The sequence below is a fragment of the Actinopolymorpha rutila genome, assembly GCF_013407855.1.
Classification (GTDB): Bacteria; Actinomycetota; Actinomycetes; order Propionibacteriales; family Actinopolymorphaceae; genus Actinopolymorpha; species Actinopolymorpha rutila.
The window spans coordinates 3,071,508-3,095,411 of record NZ_JACBZH010000001.1 but is presented as its reverse complement, the minus strand read 5'-3'; the positions used below and the strand labels follow the sequence as shown (position 1 = coordinate 3,095,411).

The 23,904-nt window shown below is 70.7% G+C and carries 21 protein-coding genes; 4 read left to right on the top strand and 17 right to left on the bottom strand.

Features of this window, described 5'->3' with window-relative positions:
* Positions 1–2: 2 nt before the first annotated feature.
* Both F4554_RS13760 and F4554_RS13755 read right to left on the bottom strand, forming a co-directional pair.
* The gene (locus F4554_RS13760) at positions 3–1,397 is read right to left on the bottom strand and encodes an extracellular solute-binding protein (protein WP_179787748.1); all 1,395 of its coding nucleotides are present in this window, start codon (positions 1,395–1,397) and stop codon (positions 3–5) included.
* Positions 1,398–1,437: 40 nt separating this feature from the next.
* Entirely contained in the window at positions 1,438–2,160 is a 723-nt protein-coding gene (locus tag F4554_RS13755) for a GntR family transcriptional regulator (RefSeq protein ID WP_337796026.1), read from the bottom strand.
* 87 nt (positions 2,161–2,247) lie between these two features.
* Between F4554_RS13755 and F4554_RS13750 the strand changes: the two genes are divergently transcribed.
* Positions 2,248–3,135 carry an NAD(P)-dependent oxidoreductase gene (locus F4554_RS13750; RefSeq protein WP_179787747.1) on the top strand — a complete coding sequence of 296 codons (888 nt, stop codon included), beginning with the start codon at positions 2,248–2,250 and terminating at the stop codon, positions 3,133–3,135.
* Between the two features lie 69 nt (positions 3,136–3,204).
* On the opposite strand, the gene F4554_RS13745 is transcribed toward F4554_RS13750, so the two are convergent.
* Positions 3,205–3,861, bottom strand: coding sequence for a response regulator transcription factor (locus tag F4554_RS13745; protein ID WP_179787746.1), 657 nt, complete (start codon positions 3,859–3,861; stop codon positions 3,205–3,207).
* On the bottom strand, positions 3,858–5,042 hold the full coding sequence (locus tag F4554_RS13740; RefSeq protein WP_179787745.1) for a sensor histidine kinase: 1,185 nt from the start codon (positions 5,040–5,042) through the stop codon (positions 3,858–3,860). Before F4554_RS13740 ends, F4554_RS13745 begins: the two co-directional genes overlap by 4 nt.
* Before the next feature lie 86 nt (positions 5,043–5,128).
* Here F4554_RS13740 and F4554_RS13735 point away from each other — a divergent pair, with 86 nt between their 5' ends.
* Positions 5,129–6,628 carry a DUF1349 domain-containing protein gene (locus F4554_RS13735; protein ID WP_179787744.1) on the top strand — a complete coding sequence of 500 codons (1,500 nt, stop codon included), beginning with the start codon at positions 5,129–5,131 and terminating at the stop codon, positions 6,626–6,628.
* 194 nt (positions 6,629–6,822) lie between these two features.
* Entirely contained in the window at positions 6,823–7,260 is a 438-nt protein-coding gene (locus F4554_RS13730; protein ID WP_238341296.1) for a hypothetical protein, read from the top strand.
* Here the strand turns inward: F4554_RS13730 and F4554_RS33605 are convergent.
* The 11 genes from F4554_RS33605 to F4554_RS13675 all read right to left on the bottom strand — a co-directional run bounded on the left by F4554_RS33605 (position 7,257) and on the right by F4554_RS13675 (position 20,600).
* On the bottom strand, positions 7,257–8,411 hold the full coding sequence (locus F4554_RS33605; RefSeq protein WP_337796025.1) for a dihydrofolate reductase family protein: 1,155 nt from the start codon (positions 8,409–8,411) through the stop codon (positions 7,257–7,259). The two genes, F4554_RS13730 and F4554_RS33605, sit on opposite strands and share 4 nt — an antisense overlap.
* Before the next feature lie 4 nt (positions 8,412–8,415).
* Positions 8,416–9,192: a triose-phosphate isomerase gene (gene tpiA / locus F4554_RS13720; RefSeq protein WP_202889937.1), complete on the bottom strand. Its 777-nt coding sequence runs from the start codon at positions 9,190–9,192 to the stop codon at positions 8,416–8,418.
* A gap of 36 nt (positions 9,193–9,228) precedes the next feature.
* A complete protein-coding gene (locus F4554_RS13715; protein ID WP_202889936.1) occupies positions 9,229–10,410 on the bottom strand; it encodes a phosphoglycerate kinase in 1,182 nt (393 codons plus the stop codon).
* A gap of 2 nt (positions 10,411–10,412) precedes the next feature.
* Positions 10,413–11,435, bottom strand: a complete 1,023-nt coding sequence (gene gap / locus F4554_RS13710; protein ID WP_179787741.1) for a type I glyceraldehyde-3-phosphate dehydrogenase — start codon at positions 11,433–11,435, stop codon at positions 10,413–10,415.
* Between the two features lie 220 nt (positions 11,436–11,655).
* Complete coding sequence (gene whiA / locus F4554_RS13705) at positions 11,656–12,636, bottom strand: DNA-binding protein WhiA (RefSeq protein WP_179787740.1); 981 nt, start codon at positions 12,634–12,636, stop codon at positions 11,656–11,658.
* An 86-nt stretch (positions 12,637–12,722) separates the two neighbouring features.
* Positions 12,723–13,760, bottom strand: a complete 1,038-nt coding sequence (locus F4554_RS13700; RefSeq protein WP_179787739.1) for a gluconeogenesis factor YvcK family protein — start codon at positions 13,758–13,760, stop codon at positions 12,723–12,725.
* On the bottom strand, positions 13,757–14,626 hold the full coding sequence (rapZ, locus tag F4554_RS13695; protein ID WP_179787738.1) for an RNase adapter RapZ: 870 nt from the start codon (positions 14,624–14,626) through the stop codon (positions 13,757–13,759). Before rapZ ends, F4554_RS13700 begins: the two co-directional genes overlap by 4 nt.
* Complete coding sequence (uvrC, locus tag F4554_RS13690) at positions 14,607–16,892, bottom strand: excinuclease ABC subunit UvrC (RefSeq protein WP_179787737.1); 2,286 nt, start codon at positions 16,890–16,892, stop codon at positions 14,607–14,609. The genes rapZ and uvrC overlap by 20 nt, the downstream gene beginning before the upstream one ends.
* 93 nt (positions 16,893–16,985) lie before the next feature.
* Positions 16,986–17,525 (bottom strand): Rieske (2Fe-2S) protein, encoded by a 540-nt coding sequence (locus F4554_RS13685; RefSeq protein WP_337796023.1) that lies wholly within the window; start codon positions 17,523–17,525, stop codon positions 16,986–16,988.
* 119 nt (positions 17,526–17,644) lie between these two features.
* Positions 17,645–18,979, bottom strand: a complete 1,335-nt coding sequence (locus F4554_RS13680; protein ID WP_179787736.1) for a nickel pincer cofactor-dependent isomerase, group 22 — start codon at positions 18,977–18,979, stop codon at positions 17,645–17,647.
* A gap of 46 nt (positions 18,980–19,025) precedes the next feature.
* Complete coding sequence (locus tag F4554_RS13675; RefSeq protein WP_337796022.1) at positions 19,026–20,600, bottom strand: UxaA family hydrolase; 1,575 nt, start codon at positions 20,598–20,600, stop codon at positions 19,026–19,028.
* 189 nt (positions 20,601–20,789) lie between these two features.
* Between F4554_RS13675 and F4554_RS13670 the strand changes: the two genes are divergently transcribed.
* Positions 20,790–21,689, top strand: a complete 900-nt coding sequence (locus tag F4554_RS13670) for a FadR/GntR family transcriptional regulator (protein ID WP_179787734.1) — start codon at positions 20,790–20,792, stop codon at positions 21,687–21,689.
* 90 nt (positions 21,690–21,779) lie between these two features.
* Here the strand turns inward: F4554_RS13670 and F4554_RS13665 are convergent, their stop codons facing one another.
* Together F4554_RS13665 and F4554_RS13660 are read right to left on the bottom strand one after the other, a co-directional pair.
* Complete coding sequence (locus tag F4554_RS13665; RefSeq protein WP_179787733.1) at positions 21,780–22,871, bottom strand: DUF2961 domain-containing protein; 1,092 nt, start codon at positions 22,869–22,871, stop codon at positions 21,780–21,782.
* Positions 22,872–23,063: 192 nt separating this feature from the next.
* Positions 23,064–23,900, bottom strand: a complete 837-nt coding sequence (locus F4554_RS13660; RefSeq protein ID WP_179787732.1) for a YceI family protein — start codon at positions 23,898–23,900, stop codon at positions 23,064–23,066.
* Positions 23,901–23,904: the final 4 nt, after the last annotated feature.

The window sequence follows — 23,904 nt, the reverse complement described above, 5'->3', positions numbered from 1 at the left end:
GATCACCCCTGCGCGAGGATCGAGTCCACCTGCGCCCTGGTCTGCGCGGCGGCACCACGAACATCCTTGGTGGCACACGTGGTCCACAGCGGATCGAACTGCGTGGCGTAGATCTCCTTGATCCGCGACTGGTTGGCCGGGAACTTGAAGCTGATGACCGTACGGTCGCTGCGGTCGAGCAACGGGTCGACGTGCACCCTGACGAACCCGTCGGTCGGGTCCTTCGGCACCAGCGAGTCAAGTGCCGCCCGCACGCTCGGCCCCCACCTGTGCTGCTTGGCGAAACCCTGCTGCACCGGCGGGCTGGTGAGGTGCTTCAGCAGCTTCCAGGCGGCCTCCTTGTTCTTGGCCTGCTTGGGAATCGCCCAGCCGCTGCAGCCGACCGCGACGAACTGCCCGCCCGGCCCCTTCGGCACGAACGTGATCCCCCACGAGAACTTCGCCTTCTCCTGCCGCAGGAAGAAGTCCTGGGAGTGGAAGCTGACCGACATCGCCGTCAGCCCGGACCGGAACGGGTCACCCTGGCCGAGCTCCTGCGACGGAGAGGGCGTGCTGCGGTCCTCGCACCGCATCGACCGGAAGAACTCGAAGTCGGCGAGCGCGGGAGGCTGGTCGACCAGTGTCTTCTGGTACTTCGCGTCGTACCAGTCACCGCCGAACGCCCGTACGAACGCCCGGCTGGTCTCGGAGTCGGTCGGCGTCGGGGCCAGCCAGTTCAGCCCCCACTGCTTGATCTGCCTGCCGTCGAAGCCCGGGTCGCCCGGCCCGCGGCCCTGCTTGTCCCGCGTCAGTTTCCGCGCGGTCTCGCGAAGGTCGTCCATCGTCCAGTCGTCCTTCGGATATGCCACGCCGGCCGCGTCGAACATGTCCTTGTTGTAGTAGACGCCCCACGCCGCGGAGTCCTTGGGAATGCCGTAGATCTTGCCGCCGTCGCTGAAGTCGTCGATCAGCGCGGGCACGAACGCGGACCGGTCGATGCCGTCCCGCTTCATCAACGGCGCGAGGTCGAGCAGCGCATCGCGGTGGCCGTAGTCCTGCACGATGCTCTGGTGCTGGTGGATGAGATCGGGTACGGCACCGCCGGCCAGCAACGTGGGCAGCTTGGTCATGTAGTCGTCCCAGGCCTCGAAGGTCACGGAGACCTTGGTGCCCGGGTTAGCCTTCTCGAAGTCCCTCAGATAACGCTTGTAGAGCGTGCGTTCCAGCCCCAGGTCGGCCGGGGTGATGAACCGGATCGTGGTGGAACCGGACTTCTCGTCGTCCACCTCACCACGAAACGGTGAGCACGCCGCGGCCACGGAGCCGAGGCCGGCGGCGGCGAATCCGGCACGGGCCAGGAAGCCTCGCCGGGACAGGTCGGGACGAGCGACATCGTGAGGTGCGGAGCTACCGTGCACGGTCCACCTCTCTCGGGGTGCTGGTCGGGCGTAGCCGTTGTCACCTGCTCACTGCGTCTGGTGCGTCTGTTGCGTCTGTTGCGGTTCCTGCGCCTTGCTGTGGCTGGTGGAAGCCGTGGGTGAACGACCGCTCGCCGTGGTGCGCCAGCGACTCCAGTACGGCGTCCGGGTCGCCGGCCTCGATCAGGTCGAGCAGGTCACGGTGACGGGCGACGTGGGTGGCGAGATCCTCGTAGTAGTGCTCGCGGGTGTGGAGGTTCATCGCCATGCACCACAGGAGCTGCTGGTGCAGCGAGTCGTAGGTCCCCTCCAGCCGCCGGTGGCCGGCAAGGCCGACGATCGCGCGGTGGAACTCATAGCCCCGCTCGACCAGCTGGGCGCGGTCGGCCTGCTCGGCGCAGCGCTCCATCTCGGCCAGCGCCGCATGGCAGCGGGCGAGCCTGGCCGGATCGGTCACGGGTACGCCCATCTCGACGGCCAGCCGCTCCAGCGCGGACCTCAGCGTCAGGATCTCCACGACGTCGCTGTCGGCCAACCGGGTCACCGACGCACCGCGACGCGGAGTGATCTCGACCAGGCCCTCGTGCTGCAGCGTCCGCATCGCCTCGCGCAGCGGTGGCCGGCTGATCCCGAGCTCCTCGGTGAGCCGCTCCTCGATCAGGCGTTCACCGGGCGCCAGCTCACCGGCCAGGATCATCCGGCGTAGCTCCTGGGCGGCGAGTTGCACCAGGCTCGGCGGGTCGATGCGGCGACGTCCGGCCACGAAGCGTTCCCTTCGGCGATTGTGGAAGGCGCTTGCCTGTTGTAGACAATAGTCACCAAGATCACCGCCGACCAGAGGAGACCGCCCATGGCCGCGCTACCGAAATCGGCCCGGATCGGGTTCGTCGGGCTGGGCAACCTCGGACTCCCGATGGCCACCGCGCTGGTTCGGGCCGGGTGGTCGGTCACGGCGTACGACGTGAACCCGGGCCCGGTCGCCACGATGGCCGAGCGTGGTGCGGACGGCGCGGACTCCCTCGGCGACCTCGCCGGTTGCCAGGTGCTCGCTCTCGCCGTACCCGACGACGACACCGTGACCGCCGTACTGGACACCCCGAAGCTGCTCGGCCAGCTGGCCGACGACGCGGTGCTCGCCGTGCACAGCACGGTGCTGCCCGCGACGGCACGGGAGCTCGGTGAGCGCGCCCGGAAGCGTTCGCTGGCGTTCCTGGACGCGCCCGTGAGCGGTGGGGCCGAACGTGCTGAACGAGGGGCGCTCACGGTCATGGTCGGTGCGGACGAGGGGGCGCTGGACCCGGCGCGGCCCTACCTCGACACGATCGCCGAGCAGGTGGTGCACGCCGGGCCGCCCGGGGCGGGTGCCGCGGTCAAGCTCGCCAACCAGCTGATGATGTTCGCCTCCCTCGCCGGCACCCACGAGGCGCTGCGCCTGGCGCAGGCACACGAGGTCCCGGTCGAGACCGTCCTGGAGGTCGCCCGCACCAGCACCGGCGACTCCTGGTCGGCGCGTGAGTGGGGCTTCTTCGACCGCACGGCGCAGGCCTACGACGCGTCGGAGGTGCCCGTCCGGTCCCGGCCGTGGAGCAAGGACCTGTGGGAGGTGGTCGCCGCCGGCCGGGTCGCGGGGGTGGCCATGCCGGTCGCCGGGCTGCTGGCCCAGACCCTCGCCGACGTCGTGGAGGAACACGCGCGGTCCGTCGGGCCCGAGTCCTCCGGTGGCGAGTCCGCCGGCTGAACAACCCTGGACCGTCCAACCCGAACGCGGGCCTCATCCATTCGCCTGCGCGCCGATGGGTTCGTCGGATCACCCGATCCGGTAGCCGACTCCGGGCGTCGTCGTGATGACTGGCGGGTCGCCGAGCTTGCGCCGAAGCCTGCCCACCGTCACCGCCACCGTATTGGTGAACGGGTCGGCGTTCTCGTCCCAGACCTGCTCCAGCAGGGCCTCGGCGCTCAGGAAACCCGGACTCGCCCGCAACAGGGCCTCCAGCACGGCGAACTCCTTCACCGAGAGGTTGAGGTCCCGCCCGTCGCGGACGGCGGTACGGCGGACCGGGTTCAGCTCGATCCCGGCCGCGTGCAGGTTCCTCGGCCGCGCATCCGGCTTGCGGCGGGCCAGCGCCCGGATGCGCAGGATCAGCTCCGGGAAGTGGAAGGGCTTGGCGAGATAGTCGTCCGCGCCCATGGTCAGCCCGCTGACCCGGTCGCCGGGGGCGCTCGCCGCGGTCAGCATGAGCACCATCGGCCGGGCCACTCGCTCGTTGATCAGCTGGCACAGCGTGTCGCCGTGCAAGCCGGGCAGATCACGATCCAGGAGCACCACGTCGTACGCGGTGAGGTCGAGCTTGGTGGCGGCGGCCAGCCCGTCGCGCGCGAGGTCGACGGCCATCCCCTGGTCGCGGAGCCCTTCCACGACGACGTCTGCGAGCGCGTGCTCATCCTCGACGACGAGGATCCTCATGCCGCCGGAACCCCCGCGATGCTCGCCGGAAGTGTCGCGTCGTGGTCGGCCGGCCTCGCCGGGAGTGTGACCGACACGCGCAGACCGCCCTCCGGCCGGGCGAACAGGGCGAGCCGGCCACCGTGGGCGGCGGCGACAGCGGCCACAATCGACAGACCCAGGCCCGAGGAGCCGGTACGCTCGCCGCCGAGCCGCTCGAAGGGGTGCGCCAGCCGGTCGACCTCCCGCTGGTCGAGGGCTCGCCCGCCGGTCTCGACGACGAGCGCTGTCTCCTGCTCGCGGGCGCACCCGGTGATCGCGATCCACCCGCCGTCCTCGTTGTGCGTCACGGCGTTGTCGACGACGTTACCCACCAGCCGCGCCAGCAGCGCCGGGCTGCCCTGGGTCACCGTCCCCGGTTGGACGTCCACCGTCACGCGGAGCCCCTTCGCCTGTGCGTCGGCGGACCTCTCGCTCAGTGCCCCGTCGACGAGACCGCCGAGGTCGACCGAGGCCGTGTCGGGCAGCGGGCCGTGCTGAGCCCGCGCCAGTACGAGGAAGCCGTCGAGCAGGTGATCGACCCGGTCGAGCTGCGTACGCAGACGGTCCGCGAGGGCCACCGTCGAGGCGGGAGGGTCCGGCTTGGCGACCGCGACGTCCAGCGACGCCCGCATCGTCGCCAGCGGCGTACGCAGCTCATGGGAGGAGTTGGCGACGAAGCGACGTTGCGCGGTGAACGACGCCTCGAGCCGCCCGAGCAACTCGTCGATGGTGTCGGCGAGCTCCTTCACCTCGTCGGCCGGTCCGGTCACGCCCAGCCGCCGATCCAGGCTGTCCGCGGAGATGCGCCGCGTGACGCTCGTGAGGAGTCGCAGCGGCCGCAGAACGCGCCTGGCCAGCATCCGACCGAGTAGCAATGCGGCGACCGCCATCACGATCAGCGCCATCAGCGAGCCCGCCAGGAACTGGCGGGACTGCTGCGTGTGCACCGCGCCCAGTTGGTCTTCCAGTTCCCGGATGCGCTGTTGCGCCACGGCCAGGCTGTCTTGGGCGGGGGCATTCCCGGCCGGGACCGACCTGCTCATGCTGACGTCGGAGAGGAGAAAGGTCAGGCCCAGCAACCCGATGCCGGACAGGAGGAACACCACGGCATACAAGATCGTGAAGCGCACGCCTACCGTTCCGCTGCGCAGCCTGGTCATGCCTCCAGGATGCCCGGCAGAACCTAACAAAGGCATGACAACACCAGTTCGGGCCGTGTCACCTGCCGATCCGTAGAACCGACGGCATGTCGACCACCGAACTCCTTCAGCGGGAATGGACCGCGTTCCGCCGCCCTGGCCGGCTGATCGCCCTGGCTGCTGCAGCTCTCACCGTCATCGCCCTCGCCCTGCTGTTCAGCCTCGGCAACCGCTCGTCCTGCGACCCTGGCCGGTGCCCGGCCGTTCCGATCGCCGGCGACGGTTCCACCGTCAGCGACAGGTTCTGGTTTCTGCACCGTGACCTGGCCCCCGAGGGCAGCATCACGGTCCGGATGACCTCGATGACGGGGACGATCACCTACCCCCCGCCGAACCACGACCAGATCGTGTCCGGCCTGGTGCCGTGGGCGAAGGCCGGGATCATCGTCAAGGACGGGTTGCGGCAGGGCTCGCAGTACGCCGCGCTGATGATGACCGGCAGCCACGGTGTGCGTTTCCAGTACGACTACAAGCACGACATCGCCGGAAGCGTGGGCGGCGTGTCGGAGCAGTCCCCGCGCTGGCTGCGCCTGTCACGCTCGGCCGACACCATCACCGGCGCCGAGTCCACCGACGGCCGGCGGTGGCACACCGTCGGGACGGTGAAACTCGCCGGGCTGCCGAACACCGTGCAGGTCGGGCTCTTCGCCACCTCCCCCGGCGACCTCACCCTCCGCAAGGTCGGCCTCGGCGGCGCGATCGAGGAGGTCCGTTTCACCCAGGCCGTGGGTACCTTCGACAACATCACCGTCGAGGGCAGTGCCACCGGCTCGTGGGACAGCGACCCGGTCGGCCAGATGAACCACACGGACTGGGAGAAGGACCACAACGCGTCCGGAGCAGTGCAGCACGACGGTGTCCTCACGGTCAGTGGCACGGGCGACATCGGACCACACAGCGAGGAGGGCGTGCCATCCGTCGCGCTGACGCTGGTCGGCCTGACGGTCGCGCTGATCGTCGCGATCGTGGTCGCGGGCCGATACGGGGGTCGTACGGCTCGTGACACGGACTCCCGGCGGGTGATGGCCGCCCGGGCGGCCATCGTCGGGGCGGCCATCTTCGTCACCGGTCTGGTCGCTGCCGGCGTCGCCCTCCCGGTGGGGCTGGCGGCCCTCAAGGGCAACGGCATCCCCGTGCAGCCGGTGTCCGTTCCGACCGGCGCGCGGGTGATCGTCGGAGTCGCGGCAGTGCTCGCGCTGTGCGCCGTGCTCACGTATGGGCTCGGTGTGTTGCTACGGCGCGGCTGGGCGGCGATCCTCATCGGAACGTCGCTGATCGCCGTGCCCTACGCCGTCACGGCGCTCCCGCTGCTGCCCGACACGGTGTCGGAGTGGCTGCTGCGACTCACCCCGGCCGCAGGCTTCGCCGTCATGCAGACGATGGTGAAGTATCCGCAGGTGACCGCGCATTACGCGCCGTCGGCCGGGTACTTTCCGCTCCCGTGGTGGGCCGGGCTCGCCCTGCTCTGCGCGTACACGGCGGTCGTGGTGCGAATGGCCCTCGGCCGGAGCGTCCGGAAACCCGCTGCGAACACCGACCGGCGATAGTGCGGGGGTACCGGTCTCGCACCGCGACGGACAGCGCCGAAGGAGGAGTCCTGGCGTGCTCCCGATTCTTCCGCGGAAGAATCGGGAGCACGCGGTGGCGAACGTGGATCGTCATGATTCACCGGACCACCGACGCGTCGGGGCCTCATGCTGTGGCGACGGCACGGCAGGCCGTACGGAAAGGACGACTAGCAATGAGCTCTCCCCACGACACGGCCGAGTGCACCGGGCATCACGACCTGGTGCGCGACTTCGGCGGGGACCGACCGCGCATCGTGGTCCTGTGCGGCTCCACGAGGTTCTACGAGGAGTTCCGCCGGCAGAACCTTCGTCTCACCCTGGACGGTGCAATCGTCCTGTCGATCGGTTGCGACACCAGGTCCGACGGCGACCTGTTCGGCATGGGCGGCAGGGACGAGTCGGACGACGTGGGCGAGTTGAACGAACTGAAGGCGCGGCTCGACGCGTTGCACCTTCGGAAGATCGACCTGGCCGACGAGGTGCTGGTGCTGAACATCGGCGGCTACGTCGGAGAGTCCACCAGCCGCGAGATCGCCTATGCCACCACGATCGGCAAGCCCGTTCAGTACCTCCACCCCGTGCATCAGGACGCCCGGAAGGCATTCTCCTAGGGTCTGCCCTGGCCGAGGAGGTGGGCGTTGACGTCGCGGGCCAGCCGAGCCAGCTCGGGCCGCTCCACCACCTCGACGCCCGCGTCGCGCAGGCGTTCCACGCCGTGGCAGTCGACGAACAGCGCGGGTTCGCGCCAGGCGAGCACCACCCGGCGGATGCCCGCGCCGATGATCAGGTCCGCGCAGGGCACGGGGTGGGAGGCACGGGCGCTGCAGGGCTCCAGGCTGGAGTACATCGTCGCCGAGGCGAGCCGCGGGTCGGCCGGGGCGATCCGGCTCAGCACGACCTCCTCGGCGTGCTCACGCGGGCCGGTCTCCCGGGAGTAGCCGCTGGCGATCTCGTGTCCGGTGTCGTCGACCACGACCGCGCCCACCGAGTACGCCGACTCGGTGGGCGGGCAGGCGCGGGACAGCTCGATCGCCTGCCGCAGCCAGTAGTCGTCGGCGGCGGCGAGGAGGTAACGGGCCAGCACCACGTCGCCCACCTGACGTACCTCGACCAGTCGCATCCGGTGGTCCGGCCCGTGGGGGAAGTCGCCCGGCCCGGCCAGGCGGGGCGCGTCCGGGTCACCCACGAAGAACGGCGCGACCACCAGGTGCAGCTCGTCCACCAGCCCCGCGGTCAGGAACGCGGTCAGCACCCTCTGGCCGCCCTCGACCAGCAGGCGGCGCACGCCACGCCGGCGCAGGTCGCCGAGCACCGCGAGGAGATCCACCTCGCCGGGACGGTCGCCGGACAGCTCGTCGGTGTCGACGACCGTGGCCGAGGAGCCCAGGCGGGCGCGCAACCGCGCCGCCGAGCCTCCTGGGGCGTAGACGAGCCGGAGTGCCGAACCGGCGGTGAAGAACGCCGCACCGGGATCGAGATCACCGGACCGGGTGAGCACCACCTTCGCCGGGTTCGGCGGGAGACCCGCCGCGACCCGCGCCTGCCGGCGTTCGGGTGAACGGACCAGCAGTCGCGGGTCGTCCCGCCGGACGGTGTGCGCACCGACCAGGATCGCGTCGCACCCCGCCCGTACGTCGTCCACCCGGTCCAGGTCCGCCTCACCGGACAGGACCAGCCGGGCGCCGGAACAGTCGTCGAGGTAACCGTCGACCGACTGTGCCGCGCTGGCGACGACGTACGGGTGTTCGGGTACGCCGATCACCTGCTCAGGAAGGCAGGTTGGGCAGCTCGTGGTAGCGGCAGATCCCGGCGAACTCCTCCGGGTCCAGGCTCGCACCGCCGACGAGGCACCCGTCGACGTCGGGCTGTGCCATGATGCCGGCCGAGTTGGCAGCCTTCACCGAACCGCCGTAGAGCACCCGCACCGCGTCCGCGACATTGGCGTCGTAGCGGTCGGCGACCGCCTGCCGGATGGCCGCGCACACCTCCTGCGCGTCCTCGGGCGTGGCCACCTCACCGGTGCCGATCGCCCACACCGGCTCGTACGCGATCACGATGTCGGCGACCTGCTCGGCCTTCAGCCCGTCAAGCGCGGCTTGCACCTGGCCGACGGCGTGCTCGACCTGGCGTCCCTCGCGCCGGACCTCCAGGCCCTCGCCGACACACAGGATCGGCACCAGGCCGTGCCGGCACGCGGCCTGCACCTTGGCGTTGACGAGCTGGTCGTCCTCGTTGTGGTACTGCCGGCGCTCGGAGTGCCCGGCGAGGACGTACTTGCAGCCCAGCTTCGACAGCATCTCACCGGAGACGTCCCCGGTGTAGGCGCCCTTGTCGTACTGGCTGACGTCCTGCGCACCGTGCACCAGGTGGAGCTTGTCGCCGTCGATCAGCGTCTGCACCGACCGGATCGCGGTGAACGCCGGCAGCACGGCCACCTCGACGCGTTCGTAGTCGTGCTTCTTGTCCTGCAGGATCCAGGTGAGCTTCTGGACCAGGTGGACGGCCTCGCGGTGATCGAGGTTCATCTTCCAGTTGCCGGCCATCAGGACCCTGCGGCCGGTCTGCTTCGTCGCCACTGTCTAGTCCTCCAGGACCGCGATACCCGGCAGCGTCTTGCCCTCGAGGTACTCGAGGCTCGCACCGCCACCGGTCGAGATGTGTCCAAAGGCGTCCTCGGGGAAGCCGAGCGAACGCACTGCCGCCGCGGAGTCACCACCGCCGACGACCGACAGACCGTCGGTCTCGGTCAGCGCCTGCGCAACCGCCCTGGTGCCCTCCGCGAACGCGGGGATCTCCGAGACGCCCATCGGGCCGTTCCAGAACACCGTGTGCGCACCTGACAGCTTCTCCGCGAACAAACGGGCCGACTCCGGGCCGATGTCCAGGCCGAGCCGGTCGGCCGGGATCGCGTCCACGGACACGACGTCATGCTCGGCATCTCCGGACACCGCGGTCGCCGCCACCACGTCGACCGGCAGCACGATCCGGTCACCGGCCTGCGACAAGTAGCCCTTGACGGTCTCGATCTGGTCGGCCTCGAGCAGGCTCTTGCCGATCTCGTGGCCCTGGGCGGCTAGGAAGGTGAAGACCATGCCGCCACCGATCAGCAGGAGGTCGGCCTTGCCGAGCAGGTTGTCGATGACGCCCAGCTTGTCGGAGACCTTCGCGCCGCCGAGCACCACGGCGTAGGGGCGTTCGGGCTGGTCGGTCAGCCGGCGGAGCACCTCGACCTCGGCGACCACCAGGCCACCGGCGGCGTGCGGCAGCCGCTGCGCCACGTCGTACACGCTGGCGTGCTTGCGGTGCACCGCACCGAACCCGTCGGAGACGAACGCGTCGGCGAACTTCGCCAGCTCGTCGGCCAGGGCGCCGCGCTCGGCGTCGTCCTTGCTGGTCTCGCGGGGGTCGAACCGGACGTTCTCCAGCAGGGCGACCTGCCCGTCGGTGAGGCTGTCCACCGTCTCCTGCGCGCTCGAGCCCACCAGGTCGGAGGCGAACGCCACCGGGGCGCCGAGCACCTCACCGAGGCGCTCGGCCACCGGCGCCAGGGAGTACTTCGGCTCGGGTGCGCCCTTCGGCCGGCCGAGGTGGGCGGTCACGACCACCCGCGCGCCCTTGTCTGCGAGCGCGCGGATGGTCGGGACACTGGCCCGGATGCGGCCGTCGTCGGTGATCCGTCCCTCGTCCAGTGGGACGTTCAGGTCGGAGCGGACCAGCACCCGCCGGCCACGGAGGTCACCCAGGTCGTCGATGGTCGACAGGGTCACAGCGACCGACCAACGAGCGCGGCGAGGTCGACGAGACGGTTGGAGTAGCCCCACTCGTTGTCGTACCAGCCGACGACCTTGACCTGGTTGCCGTTGACCATGGTCAGCGACGCGTCGATGGTGCAGCTCGGCGCGGTGTTGACGATGTCGGAGGAGACGATCTCGTCCTCGGTGTAGACGAGGATGTCCTTCAGCGGGCCCTCGGCGGCCGCCTTGAACGCCGCGTTGACCTCCTCCTTGGTGGTCTCCCGCTCCAGGTCGACCACGAGGTCGGTGACCGAGCCGGTCGGCACCGGGACGCGGAACGCCATGCCGTCGAGCTTGCCCTTGACCTCGGGGATGACCAGGCTGGTCGCCTTCGCCGCACCCGTGGTCGTCGGGATGATGTTGATGGCGGCCGCCCGCGCACGGCGCAGGTTGACCGAGCCCTTGCGGGTCACCGCGATCTGGTCGAGCAGCTGCTGCTCGGTGGTGTAGGCGTGGATCGTGGTCATCAGACCCTTGGTGATCCCGAAGTTGTCGAGCAGCACCTTCGTCATCGGCGCCACGCAGTTGGTGGTGCACGACGCGTTGGAGATGATCGAGTGCTTCGCCGGGTCGTACTTGTCGTCGTTGACGCCGAGCACGATGGTGATGTCCTCATCGGTGGCCGGCGCGGAGATGATGACCTTCTTGGCGCCGGCTTCGACGTGCTTGCGGGCATCCTCGGCCTTGGTGAAGCGGCCGGTCGACTCGATGACGACGTCGGCGCCGAGCTCCGCCCACGGCAGCTTTGCCGGGTCGGTCTCCGCGGTGGCGCGGAAGGACTTGCCGTCGACGGTCAGCGACGTGTCGTCGTACGTCACTTCGGCGTCGAGCTTGCCAAGAACCGAGTCGTACTTCAGCATGTGGGCCAGGACGTCGTTGCCGGTGAGGTCGTTCACACCGACGATCTCGACGTCCGCACCCTGGGCGAGTGCGGCCCGGAAGAAGTTGCGGCCGATCCGGCCGAAGCCGTTGATTCCAACCCGAATGGTCACAGGACGCTCCCTCGCATGGGTCGTTGCTTGTCGTGCATCTGCGCTGCGGACAGGGGCCTGGCCTCGTTGCCTGGCGGCGATTCCCTGGGTGTGCGCCGAGGCATTCTCACCGCGGAGACTATCTGGTCTGCCCCACCCTCCCCCGACCCGGCCCGCGACGGACGGAGCCGCTGGTCAGGAACCAGGTGAGGCACCCGGCCCGAAGGTGGCCGGGAAGCGGTCAGGAACTCATCATCTCCGCGGTGAGGTTGGCGTCGGTCCCGGGAATTCCGAGGTCGGCCGCTCGTTTGTCGGCCATCGCCAGGAGCCGCCGGATGCGACCGGCGATCGCGTCCTTCGTCAGGGGCGGCTCGTGGATCTGGCCGAGCTCCTCCAGTGAGGCCTGCCGGTGCTCCAGGCGCAACCTGCCGGCCAGTTGCAGGTGCTCGGGCACATCCTCGCCCAGGATCTCCAGTGCGCGCTGGACCCGGGAGCCCGCGGCCACGGCGGCGCGGGCCGAACGCCGGAGGTTGGCGTCGTCGAAGTTGGCGAGCCGGTTGGCGGTGGCGCGCACCTCCCGGCGCATCCGGCGTTCCTCCCAGGCCATCAGGCTCTCGTGCGCGCCCAGCCGGGTGAGCAGAGCGCCGATCGCGTCACCGTCTCGAATCACCACCCGGTCGATGCCGCGCACCTCACGGGCCTTGGCCACGATGCCGATCCGCCGGGCCGCACCGACCAGGGCGAGCGCGGCCTCCGGGCCGGGACAGGTGACCTCCAGCGCACCGGAGCGACCCGGCTCGGTCAGCGAACCATGGGCGAGGAACGCTCCGCGCCAGGCCGCCACGGCGTCGCACGTCGAGCCGTTGACCACCTGCGGCGGCAGCCCTCGAACCGGCCGGCCGCGACCGTCGAGCAGACCGGTCTGGCGGGCGAGCGCCTCGCCCTCCCGGACCACGCGCAGGACGAACCGGTTGGACTTGCGAAGCCCGCCCGGAGCGAGCACCAGCACGTCGCTGACGTGCCCGAAAACCTCGGCGATCTCTCTGCGTAGTCGCCGGACCGAGGCGCCGGTGTCCAGCTCTGCCTCGATGACGATCCGGCCGCTGACGATGTGCAGGCCGCCGGCGAACCGAAGGGTCGCGGACACCTCGGCTTTGCGACAGCAGGGTTTTGTCACCGTCGCACTGGTGAGCTCCGCCTTGACCTGCGCCGTCATCGCCATGGCCCGATCCTGCCACGAATGCGGAATTCGTACCGCGAATGGGTCGAGCCGGTGAGGCTTCTCAGGATCATCTACGCTACCCAGAGTCACGACGATAACACTTTGGCATACACGCGGGCCAGCCGCTGCGGATCATGCTTCGGCGAACCGTCGGTCCAGGCTACGTCGGCCATCACGAGTTCGGCACCGAGCCGGGTGGTCGCGTCGACCAGCGCCGGGTGGTCCGCGACGAACGCGTCGTCGGCCACCACGACGTCCACGCGCAGGTCAGGGGCGTGCGCGGCGAGCACCTCCAGGTGCCGCTCGGGCGAGAAGCCGCGGGTCTCCCCCGCCTGCGGTGCGAGGTTGAGGGTGAGGATGCGACGGGCCTTCGTCTCGTGCAACGCGGTCGCCAGCTCCGGCACCAGCAGGTGGACGAGGACGCTGGTGAACCACGAGCCCGGCCCGAGCACCACGCCGTCGGCCTCGCGCACGGCCGCTACCGCTTCCGGACAGGCCGGCGGGTCGGGCGGCTCCAGTGCCACGCTGCGGACCCGGCCCGGCGTACTCGCCACCTCCGACTGGCCCCGCACCGTCCGCACCAGGGCGGGGTTCTCCGGATCGAGGCCCTCGACCTGGGCGGTGATCCGCAACGGGACAGCGCACATCGGCAGCACCCGGCCGCGGGCACCGAGCAGCCGGGCCACCCAGTCCAGACCGGCGACGTGGCGGTCGGTGGCCGCTCCCGCGGCGGCCGCCGCGTCCGACGTCCCGGGCACGACGCCGGGCGAGCGCTGGGCCAGGCGTTCCCACAGCGCCACGATCAGCAGGTTCCCGACCGCGTGCCCGGACAGCTCACCGTCGCTGGCGAACCGGTGCTGCAGCACCTCGGCCCACGTACGTCCCCACTCGTCGTCGCCACACAGGGCGGCCAGCGCCTGCCGCAGGTCACCGGGCGGAAGCACGCCGAACTCCGAGCGCAACCGGCCGGAGGAGCCACCGTCGTCGGCCACCGTCACCACCGCGGTGAGGTGCTCGGTGACCTGGCGCAGCGCCGACAGCGACGCGGACAGGCCGTGCCCGCCGCCGAGGGCGACGACCTTCGGCCCGCCCGGCGTCTGGGGCGACACCTGGGGCGAACTCATTCGCGCCCCAGGTCGCGGTGCAGGACGAGGTTGCCGATGCCACGCTCCCGCAGCCTTGCGCCGAGTTCTTCCGCCATCGCCACACTCCGGTGTTTGCCGCCGGTGCATCCGACCGCGATCGTCGCGAACCGTTTCCCCTCGCGCAGATAGCCCCGCGCCAGCAGGGTCACCAGGCCTTCGTACTGGTCGAGGAACGGCAACGCGTCTTCCTGCTTCAGGACGTACTCCCGAACCTCCGCGTCCAAACCCGTCCGTGGCCGCAGCTCCGGCTGCCAGTGCGGGTTGGGCAGGAAGCGGCAGTCGACCACCAGGTCGGCGTCGACCGGGATGCCGTACTTGTAGCCGAACGACACGATCGTGGCCTGCAGCGCCTGGTCGTCCGCGCCGCCGAACGCGTTGACGATCTTCGCCGCGAGCTGGTGGACGTTGAGGTTCGAGGTGTCGATGACCAGGTCGGCGTCGGCGCGCAGCTCGCGCAGTGCATCGCGTTCGCGGGCGATGCCGTCCAGGACCCGGCCGTCGCCCTGCAGCGGGTGCGGCCGGCGCACGCTTTCGTACCGGCGGACGAGCACCTCGTCGCCGGCCTCCAGGAACAACAACATCGGGCGTACGTCACGGGCCCGCAGCGCCTCCAGCGCACCCTGCAGGGCGGCGAAGAACGAGCCGGCGCGGACGTCGACCACCACCGCGATCCGGGAGACGGACCGGTCGCCGCCACCGACCAGCTTGACGATCGTGGGAAGGAGCTCGGGCGGGAGGTTGTCGACGACGAACCATCCGAGGTCCTCCAGGACGTGCGCGGCCGCGCTGCGCCCGGCTCCGGACATGCCGGAGACGAGGACCAGCTCAGGAGGGTCTGTCGTCATCGGTTGCTCCCCTGGTAGGTGCGAGATCTCGCATCATCGCGTCGTCGTCGGCGACCGGCGACGGCGGGTCGGTACGTTCGTCCTGCTCGTCCTGCTCCGCCTGATCGTTCTGCTCGGGTCGATCGGGCAGCTCGGCCGGCCGGGACCGCACCGGGTCCGGTGCGTCGTCGAGGATCTCACCGGTCGCGGTGTTGACCGCCGGCCGGCCGCCTGCCCGCTCGGGCTGGTGCAGGGCCGCCACCACCGACTCGGCCGTACGCATGCCGATGCCGGGCACCTCGGCCACCTCCTCGGCCGTCGCGGCGCGCAGCCGCTTGAGTGACCCGAACTTCCGCAATAGCGCCTTGCGCCGGGTCGTGCCGAGCCCGGGAACGTCGTCCAGCAGGCTCTCCACCATCGACTTCGACCGGCGCTGGCGGTGGAACGTGATCGCGAACCGGTGCGCCTCGTCGCGGACGCGCTGGAGGAGGTAGAGGCCCTCGCTGGTACGCGGCAGGATGACCGGATCCTCCTGGCCGGGGAGCCACACCTCCTCGAGCCGCTTGGCCAGGCCGCAGACGGGCACGTCGTCGATCCCCAGCTCGTCCATCGCGCGGGCGGCCGCGGCCACCTGCGGCGGGCCGCCGTCGACGACCAGGAGCCCGGGCGCGTACGAGAACCTGCGCTGCCGGCCGGTCTCCGGGTCGATACCCGCGGGCACGCCGGACGTGGCGGCCGCCGTCCCGGAACCGTTCGACCTGCCGGCGCCGGCGGCACCACCGGTGCCGTTCGACCTGCCGGCGGCGTTTCCGCCGGCGGCCTCGGCGGGCGTGCCCTCGGCGTCGGTGGGCGAGGCCGCGCCGACGTCACCGGTCTCGGCGTGCTCGTCGAGGTAACGCTGGAACCGCCGGGTGATGACCTCGTGGATGGACGCGACGTCGTTGGAGCCGTCGCCGCGACCGCGGGCCCGCACCGTGAACCGGCGATAGTCGCTCTTGCGGGGCAGGCCGTCCTCGAACACCACCATGGACGCCACCACGTCCGAGCCCTGCAGGTTGGACACGTCGTAGCACTCGATCCGCAGCGGCGCCTCGGGCAGCCCGAGCGCGTCCTGGATCTCCTGCAGCGCCCGGCTGCGGGTGGTCAGGTCGCTGGCCCGCTTGGTCTTGTGCAGCCCGAGCGCCTGGTGGGCGTTGCGGGCCACGGTCTCCATCAGCGCCTTCTTGTCACCGCGCTGGGGAACCCGCAGGTCGACCCGGGCACCCCGGCGTTCGGACAGCCAGTCGGCCAGCGCCGTGTCTTCGGCGGGCAGGGCCGGCACCAGCACCTCGCGGGGTACGGACTCCCCGCCCTCCCCGCCGTAGAGCTGCATGAGCAGCCGCTCCACCAGCTCACCGGTCTCGGCGTCGTCGGTCTTGTCGGCGACCCAGCCGCGCTGGCCGCGGATCCGCCCGCCGCGTACGTGGAACACCTGGACGGCGGCCTCGAGCTGGTCCTCGGCCAGCGCCACCACGTCGGCGTCGGTGCCGTCGGCCAGCACCACGGTGTTCTTCTCCAGCGCGCGCTCGAGTGCCTTGAGGTCGTCGCGCAGCTTGGCGGCGCGTTCGAACTCCAGGTCCGAGGAGGCCTGGCGCATGTCGCGCTCGACCCGGCGGATGTAGGGCGCGGCGTGCCCGGCCATGAAGTCGCAGAAGTCCTCGACGATCTGCCGGTGTTCCTCCGGGGTGACCCGGCCGACGCAGGGCGCGGAGCACTTGCCGATGTAGCCGAGCAGGCAGGGACGCCCGATCTGGCCGGCGCGGTTGAACACGCCCTTGGAACAGGTGCGCGCCGGGAACACCCGCAGCAGCAGGTCGAGTGTCTCCCGGATCGCCCAGGCATGGGAGTACGGCCCGAAGTAGCGGACTCCCTTTCGCTTGGAGCCGCGCATCACCTGCAGCCGCGGGAACTCCTCGTCCAGCGTGACCGCCAGCCAGGGGTAGCTCTTGTCGTCGCGGTACTTGACGTTGAACCGCGGGTCGAACTCCTTGATCCAGGAGTACTCCAGCTGCAGCGCCTCGACCTCGGTGTTGACCACCGTCCACTCGACCTTGCCGGCGGTCTGCACCATCGCCTGGGTGCGCGGATGGAGTGCGGCCAGATCCTGGAAGTACGACCCGAGGCGGGAGCGCAGGCTCTTGGCCTTGCCGACATAGATCACCCGGCCCCGAGGGTCGGAGAATCGGTAAACGCCCGGCTGGTCGGGAACCGAGCCGGGTGTGGGTCGATAGGTCGCGGGATCTGCCACTTTTCCGAGCCTAGGCGACGGCACCCCCATACGGGCGCCGGGCCGCCCCGGTGCCTGCCGTACCGGATCGGGTAAACGACCCGAACCGACCGCTCAGGCCAGCTTGATCGAGCTGCCCTTGACCTCGATCTTCACCGGCGGCAGTGGCCTGGTCGCCGGACCCTGCTTGACCGAACCGTCGAGCGCGCTGAAGGCGCTGCCGTGGCAGTGGCACTTGATGGTGTCGTCGGTCACGTCGCCCACCGTGCAGCCCCGGTGGGTGCAGCTCGCGGAGAACGCCTTGAACGTCCCCTTCTGGGGCTGGGTCACCACGACCTTCTGCGCGGCGAAGATCTTGCCGCCCTTCACCGGGATCTGGCTGGTCGAGGCGAGGGAGTCGCCACCGCCGCCGCCCTTGGCCGCGTCGTCGCCGCCGGACTTCTTGGTGTCGTCCCCGGACTTCGGCGTCTTCTCCGCCTTGCCCGGCGTCTTGTCGTCGGCCTTCCGGGCGGACGAGTCGCCGGCGCCGCCATTGCCGGATGAGTCACCGCCGCACGCGGCGAGCAGGGGGAACGCGGCGGCCGCTGCGGCCACCCCGCCCAGGGCGTGCCGGCGGGTCATCTGTGCCTCGTCGCGGCGCTCGGGTGTGTCCACGGTGTCCTCCGTCGGTCAGGCGGGTCGCAGGAGCGTCGTACTGAGCGATGTTCTCCCACGACACGCGGCGAGGAACCGGGTGGTTCAGCAACACCGGAATTTCGGGAACGTCCGGAGAGTCACGCCTCCAGCGGCGGCCAGGCCGGCAACGCACCGTCCGGCGTACAGTCGAACGCCACCGGCTCCCCGACGATCTCCAGCTGCGACTGTGCCTCCACCTCGGCGCGCAGGCTCTCCGCAACGAGCAGGTGCACGGTGTCCAGGGTGTCGTGCACCCGGACCAGCCGGACGTTCTCCGGGTCGGGCCGCCCGCACATCAGGATCGCCGCGGCCACCGTGGCGTCGTCGGTGGGCAGCGCGATCGGAAGCTTCGCCCGGCGCACGCCACCGATGCCGGACGTCATCGCGTTCACGTAGAGCGCGTGCAGGTCGATGTCCTCCAGCACCCGGAACGGCACGAAGTCGGCGAGCCCCACGCCCACCGCGTTGCCGTACGACGCCTTGCTGATCCCGTGCACGGTGATGTTGGTGACCCGGGGACGCTCGGGTTCGTCGACGCCTGCGATCCACATCCGGCCGATGACGTTGGTGTCCATGCCGGAGCCGGACTTGTCCTTGCCGAGCTCGTCGACGACCAGCACGTCCAGCTCGTCGAACGGCAGCCGGCCGAGCAGCCGGCCGGCCTCGGCGAGCAGTGCGGTCTCGGCCGGGCCGGCGATGCCGTCGGGTTCGACGAAGGCGATCCGGGCGGTCCGCTCGTGGGCGTTCTCGACGATGCCGATGCCGCCGAGGACGCGGCCGGTCTCGACGATGTGCCGGCCCACCGCGGGAATCCAGCGGGCCAGGCCGGTCGAGCCGTAGACGTGGATGCCCTCCGCGCCGCGCTGCTTGCCCAGGCCGATGGCGGCGATCTTGCCCAGCCCGGACTCGATCTCGCCGTGGAAGTCGGTGTGCGGCTTGATCCGGTTGACCAGCAGGATGCCGTCGGCCTGGGCGGCGTTGGCGTCGAGGTGGACCATCGGGCCGTCGGGCACCCGGCCGAGTTCGACGGTGTCCATGGTCGCCCGGATGGGTACGCCCATCGTCTCCTCGGTGACGCCGTACGACGCGAGGACAGCGACCTGGCCCTGCGCGGTGGCCCCGCCGTGGGAACCCATCGCCGGTACGACGAACGGCTCGGCCCCGGCCGCGCGCAGCCAGTCACACGCCGCCCGGACCACCGTCGCCAGGTCGTGGATGCCCCGGCTGCCGGCGGTGACGGCGACGCTCATCCCCGGCCGGATCCGCGTCCGCAGCGCCTCCAGCTCCCGGGCCGTCGCGGCGGCCACGTCCGGCTCGGCCGGCACGTCGTAGTGCTGGCGGACCGGGATCAGCCGCGGCAGCGGTGTGTGCGGACTGAGCTCGCGTACGCGTTCGAAGGGGCCGAGCCCGGTCGGGCTGGTGGCGTCGCTCACGGCGTGTCCTCCCTGGATCGCGACCTGAGTCGCATGGCGTACGAGCTCACATCACCGCACCGAGCTGCCACGGCACGAACTCCTCGTCGCCGTAGCCGAGCTCCTCGCTCTTGGTCTTCTCTCCCGACGCGGTGGCCAGCACCCGGTCGAAGATCTGCCTGCCGACCTCCGCCACGGACGCCTCTCCGTCGGCGACGACCCCGCAGTTGACGTCCATGTCGTCGGTCATCCGCTGGTAGACGTCGGAGTTGGTGGCGAGCTTCATCGACGGCGTGGGCTTGCATCCGAACGCCGAACCGCGCCCGGTGGTGAAGCACAGCACCTGAGAGCCGCCCGCGACCATGCCGGTCGCGTTCACCGGGTCGTACCCCGGCGTGTCCATGAAGACCAGGCCCTTCGCGGTGATCTGCTCGGCGAACTCCACGACGTCGGCCAGGTTGGTCGTGCCGCCCTTGGCCGCGGCGCCGAGGGACTTCTCCAGGATCGTGGTGAGCCCGCCCGCCTTGTTGCCCGGCGAGGGGTTGTTGTCCATCGAGCCGGAGTGCTTGGCGGTGTAGTCCTCCCACCAGTGGATCCGGCGGATCAGCTTCTCCCCCACCTCGCGGCTGACGGCCCGCCGGGCCAGCAGGTGCTCGGCGCCGTAGATCTCCGGCGTCTCACCGAAGACCGCGGTGCCGCCGTGGGCCACCAGCAGGTCGGCGGCCGCACCGAGCGCCGGGTTGGCGGTGATGCCGGAGTAGCCGTCGGAGCCACCGCACTCCATCGCCAGGATCAGCTCGCTGGCGGGCACCGTCTGCCGGGTCACGGCGTCGACCTCGGGAAGCATCTCCTTGATCCGGGCGATTCCCTCGGCCACGGTCTTGCGGGTGCCGCCGAGCTCCTGGATCGTCATCGGCACCGTGATCTTGTGCTCGGGGATGTTCCAGTGCTCGACCAGGGAGGAGACCTGGTTGACCTCGCAGCCGAGGCCGAGGACGAGGAATCCGGCGAAGTTCGGGTGGTTGGCGTAGCCGGTGAGCGTACGCCGGAGCACCTCGAAGCCCTCGCTGCCCGGGCCGGCCATGCCGCAGCCGGTGCTGTGGGTGAGCGACACCACGCCGTCGACGTTCGGGAACTCGTCGAGGACGTCGTACTTGAAGCGCTCGGCGATCAGCTTGGCCGCGGTGGCCGAGCAGTTGACCGTGGTGAGGATGCCGATGTAGTTGCGGGTCGCCACCCGGCCGTCGGGGCGGACGATTCCCTGGAAGGTCGCCCGGGCGTTCTCGGGTACGTACTTCGTGGGCCGGGCGTCGACGCCGAAGTCGTACTCCCGCTCGAACATCTGGAACACCGTGTTGTGCGTGTGCACGTGCCGCCCGGGCGTGATCGGCTCACTGGCGAAACCGATGACCTGGCCGTACTTGCGGACCGGCTCGCCAGGGGCGACCGGCGCCACGGCGACCTTGTGACCGCGGGGCACGGCGTCGGCGACCTGCAGCGTCCCGCCGGTGGGCAGCGCGTAGCTGCCGGGGGCGAGGTCGCCCATCGCGATCACGACGTTGTCGGTCTCGTGCAGCCGCAGCGTGACCTCAGCGAGCGCGGGCTGGTCGGTGGCTGGCGTCCCTGGCGTCGCTGGCGTCACTTGTGTCACCTTCCAAGTCATCTGATGTTTCAATGTCGGGAATCGTACCCGCTCCGAAGCGGCTGCGGACCGCCGTAGGGCGTGTTCGGGCGGGCCGTCAGGCGGGTGCCTTAGGGTTGGGCCGCAGTCGACCCACCAGCCTGTCCGATGGTGGTCACCTTGGCGGGCACCCTGGGAGGCACGGCGGACATGACCGACCGGAAACCACGACCGAGGAAGCCGGCCCGCGTCACGACCGGCCGCGACGGGCGCGGACCCGGAGGCGACGGGGCCGCGGGAGGCGTTATCGGCTCTGGGGTCACTGGCGCTGGGGGCGCGCTCACCGGTGTCAGCCGCTCGGGGCTCGCCGACCAGCTGGCCGAACGCCTGCTGGACGAGATCGTCGAGGGCGTCTACCCGCCCGACAGCCGGCTCCCACCCGAACCCGTTCTCGCCGAACGCGCCGGCGTCAGCCGGCTGACGCTGCGCGAGGCCATCAAGGACCTCCGCCAGCGAGGCGTGCTGCGGGTCCAGCAGGGGCGCGGGACGTTCGTGAACCAGCCCGACACCTGGGCGCCGTTCGACAGCACGGTGCTCAACGCGCGGGCGCTGCTGGAGTCGGGGTACGAGCTGGCGCACGAGCTCACCGAGCTACGCCGCATCGTCGAACGCGGGATCGCCGAGCTCGCCGCGGTCCGGCGTGCCGACGAGGATCTGGACCGGATGGAGGCCGCCGTGGCCACCATGCGCGAGGCCTGGGCGGCGCAGGACCTGGACACGTTCAGCTCCGCCGACGTCGACTTCCACGACGCGCTGCTGCGGGCGGCCGGCAACGCGTTCGCGCTGACGTTGTTCCACTCCGTCGATGGCGCGCTGCGCTCGGTCCGCCGGCGCACCGTCGAGGAGAACGCCGAGCTCGCCGAGCGTGCGATCGACTACCACGCCAAGATCATGAGTGCCGTACGCCGGAAGGCTCGGCGGTCGGCCGGGGTGCTGATGGACGAGCATCTGCAGGAGACCGAGGACTTCACCGCCGCACTGGCGGCCGCGTCCTCCGCCGCCCGCGCCCGGGCCGCGGAGGACGACGCCCGGACCCGCCGCCGCGCCTGACCGCGCCCTGCCGAGTGGCGAGGTGGGAAGACCTACGGGTGTCATAAGGCCCGACAAGTCTTCCCACCTCGTTCAGAAGCGCTCTGAGCGTCAGAGGATTTCGAGGGTGTCCAGGTCGGGGGTCGCCGGACCCGCGTGGGAGGTCTCCCCGGAGTACCAGAACGCCGTCGAGGCGATGTCGTCCTGCAGCGGGAGGTACCGCCCGCCCGAACGCCAGCCCAGCGCCTGCACCGTCACCTTCAGGTCGGAGGCGAAGCGGATGGGGTCGAGGACGTGCCAGCGGTACATCCCGAACCGCTGCTGGCTCTGGTACAGCCCGTCCGGCGCGATGATCTGGTGCAGCCCGAGGAACGGAGTCGAGAACGCCGTGTAACCCTGCCCGGGCACGTCGAAGTTCCACGCCCCGCCGAAGTAGTCCTCGGTCCCGGTGCCGCAGATCGTCGGGAACTCCTCGTCCCCGTCCAGGAAGAACTTCAGCTCGCCCTCGCCCCACCAGCCGACGCTGTTGACGCCCCAGGCGAGGTAGGTGCCGACGTAGTGGCCCGCGCCGGTCACGCCGTCCAGGATGGTGTGCACGTCCTTGCTGGGCAGCGGGTTGCTCCGCCGCCACTGCGAGTGGAAGTACGCCACCTGGTCGCCCTGCGCGCCGAGTTCGGTGAGCGTGTAGTCCACCTGGTAGTAGACGATGACGTCCTCGTCGGCGAGGTTCTCCAGGGTGACCCGCGCGTTCTGCAGGAACGGCATCGTCCAGTACGAGTTGAAGCCGCCGTTGGGGTTGACCGCCACCGGCATCGAACTCAGCTGGGCGAACTTCCCCCACCCCTGGCCGAAGAAGTCACCCACCGGCACCTCGACCGCGGGGCGCGTGTCGTCGTCCCAGTAGAAGCGCAGCAGCAGCCGGCGCCAGTTCGACACGTGCGTGGTCAGCCAGATGTGCTGGATCGCACCGGGGCCGTCGATCTCGGCGAGGCTCGCCGTCTCCCCCGCTCCGATGCGGATCGAGGGCGAGACCTTCCAGCCCAGGCCGAGGTCGCGGGCCGCCCTGGCACCCGTACCTTCGGTCGCCGCGCCGCCGCGCCCCTTCTCACCGGTGGGGTTCTCCGCGCTGATCGACCGGGTGACCGCACCGGACAGGTGCGCCAGATCGCCGAGGCCACTCACGAGACCCGAATTACCGCTCACGCCACGCCCTTCCGCAGATGTTCGTCGTCGAGTCGTTCCGTCCTCGCCCCTGAGAGCGAGCCCGTCAGGAGCGAGTCCGGACCGACGCGACGACGCTATCGGGAAGACCGCGGGCCGCGGCAGGTCGTGAGGGGTGCGTCGGACGGCCCACGCGTCCGGTTGCGGACGTTCTGACCAGCCGTCCCGAGCCGGTCAGAACGACGGGAGCTCCTCGCCCTGCACGGCCTGGATGTTCAGCTCCACCCGGATCGTCGCGCCGACCGCCGCGACGCCGGCTCGTACCAACTGGTTGTAGCTGATCGCGAAGTCGTCCCGCTTCAGCTCGGTGGTGGCCCAGAAGCCGGCCCGCACGCCACCGAAGGTGTCCGGACCCGCGCCGAGGTAGCGCAGGTCCAGGCTCACCGGCCGGTTGATCGCGTTGATGGTGAGCGTGCCGTCCATCGTCCAGCGGTTCTCACCGGTCGCGGACAGCCGCTCGCTGCGGAACTCGATCGTCGGATGGCGCGCGACGTCCAGGAAGTCGGGCGTACGCAGGTGGTCGTCGCGCATCTTGTTGCCGGTCTCGATGCTGTCGGCGGTGATGACGGCGTGGACCCGGGACTCCTCGATCGGCCGGGCGATGTGGATCCGGCCGCCGAAGTGGGTGAACCGCCCCTTGACGCTGGAGAAGCCCAGGTGCCGCGCGGTCGCCTCGACGTTGGAGTGGTCCGGGTCGATCACCCACGGACCCTCCGCCGGCAGCGGCATGCCGCCCGTCCGCGGCAGCGTCACCACACCGAGTGTGGCGCCGCTGCCGCCGACGACGACGGTCCGCGCGGTCGGGGTGTGCCCGGCCGCGGTGACGATGGCGGTGTAGGTCCCGGCCGGCAGCGGCCTGGTGACGACAGCGCCCTCGTCGTCGGCCTCGGCCCGGGCCACCTGCTGGCCGCGCAGGTCGGTCACCGTGACGACGCCGTGGGGTACCGGCCAGCCGTCGGGCGTACGCAGGTCCGCGGTGAGCACGGGGCGGTCCTCTGAGTGCGTTCGCATGCGG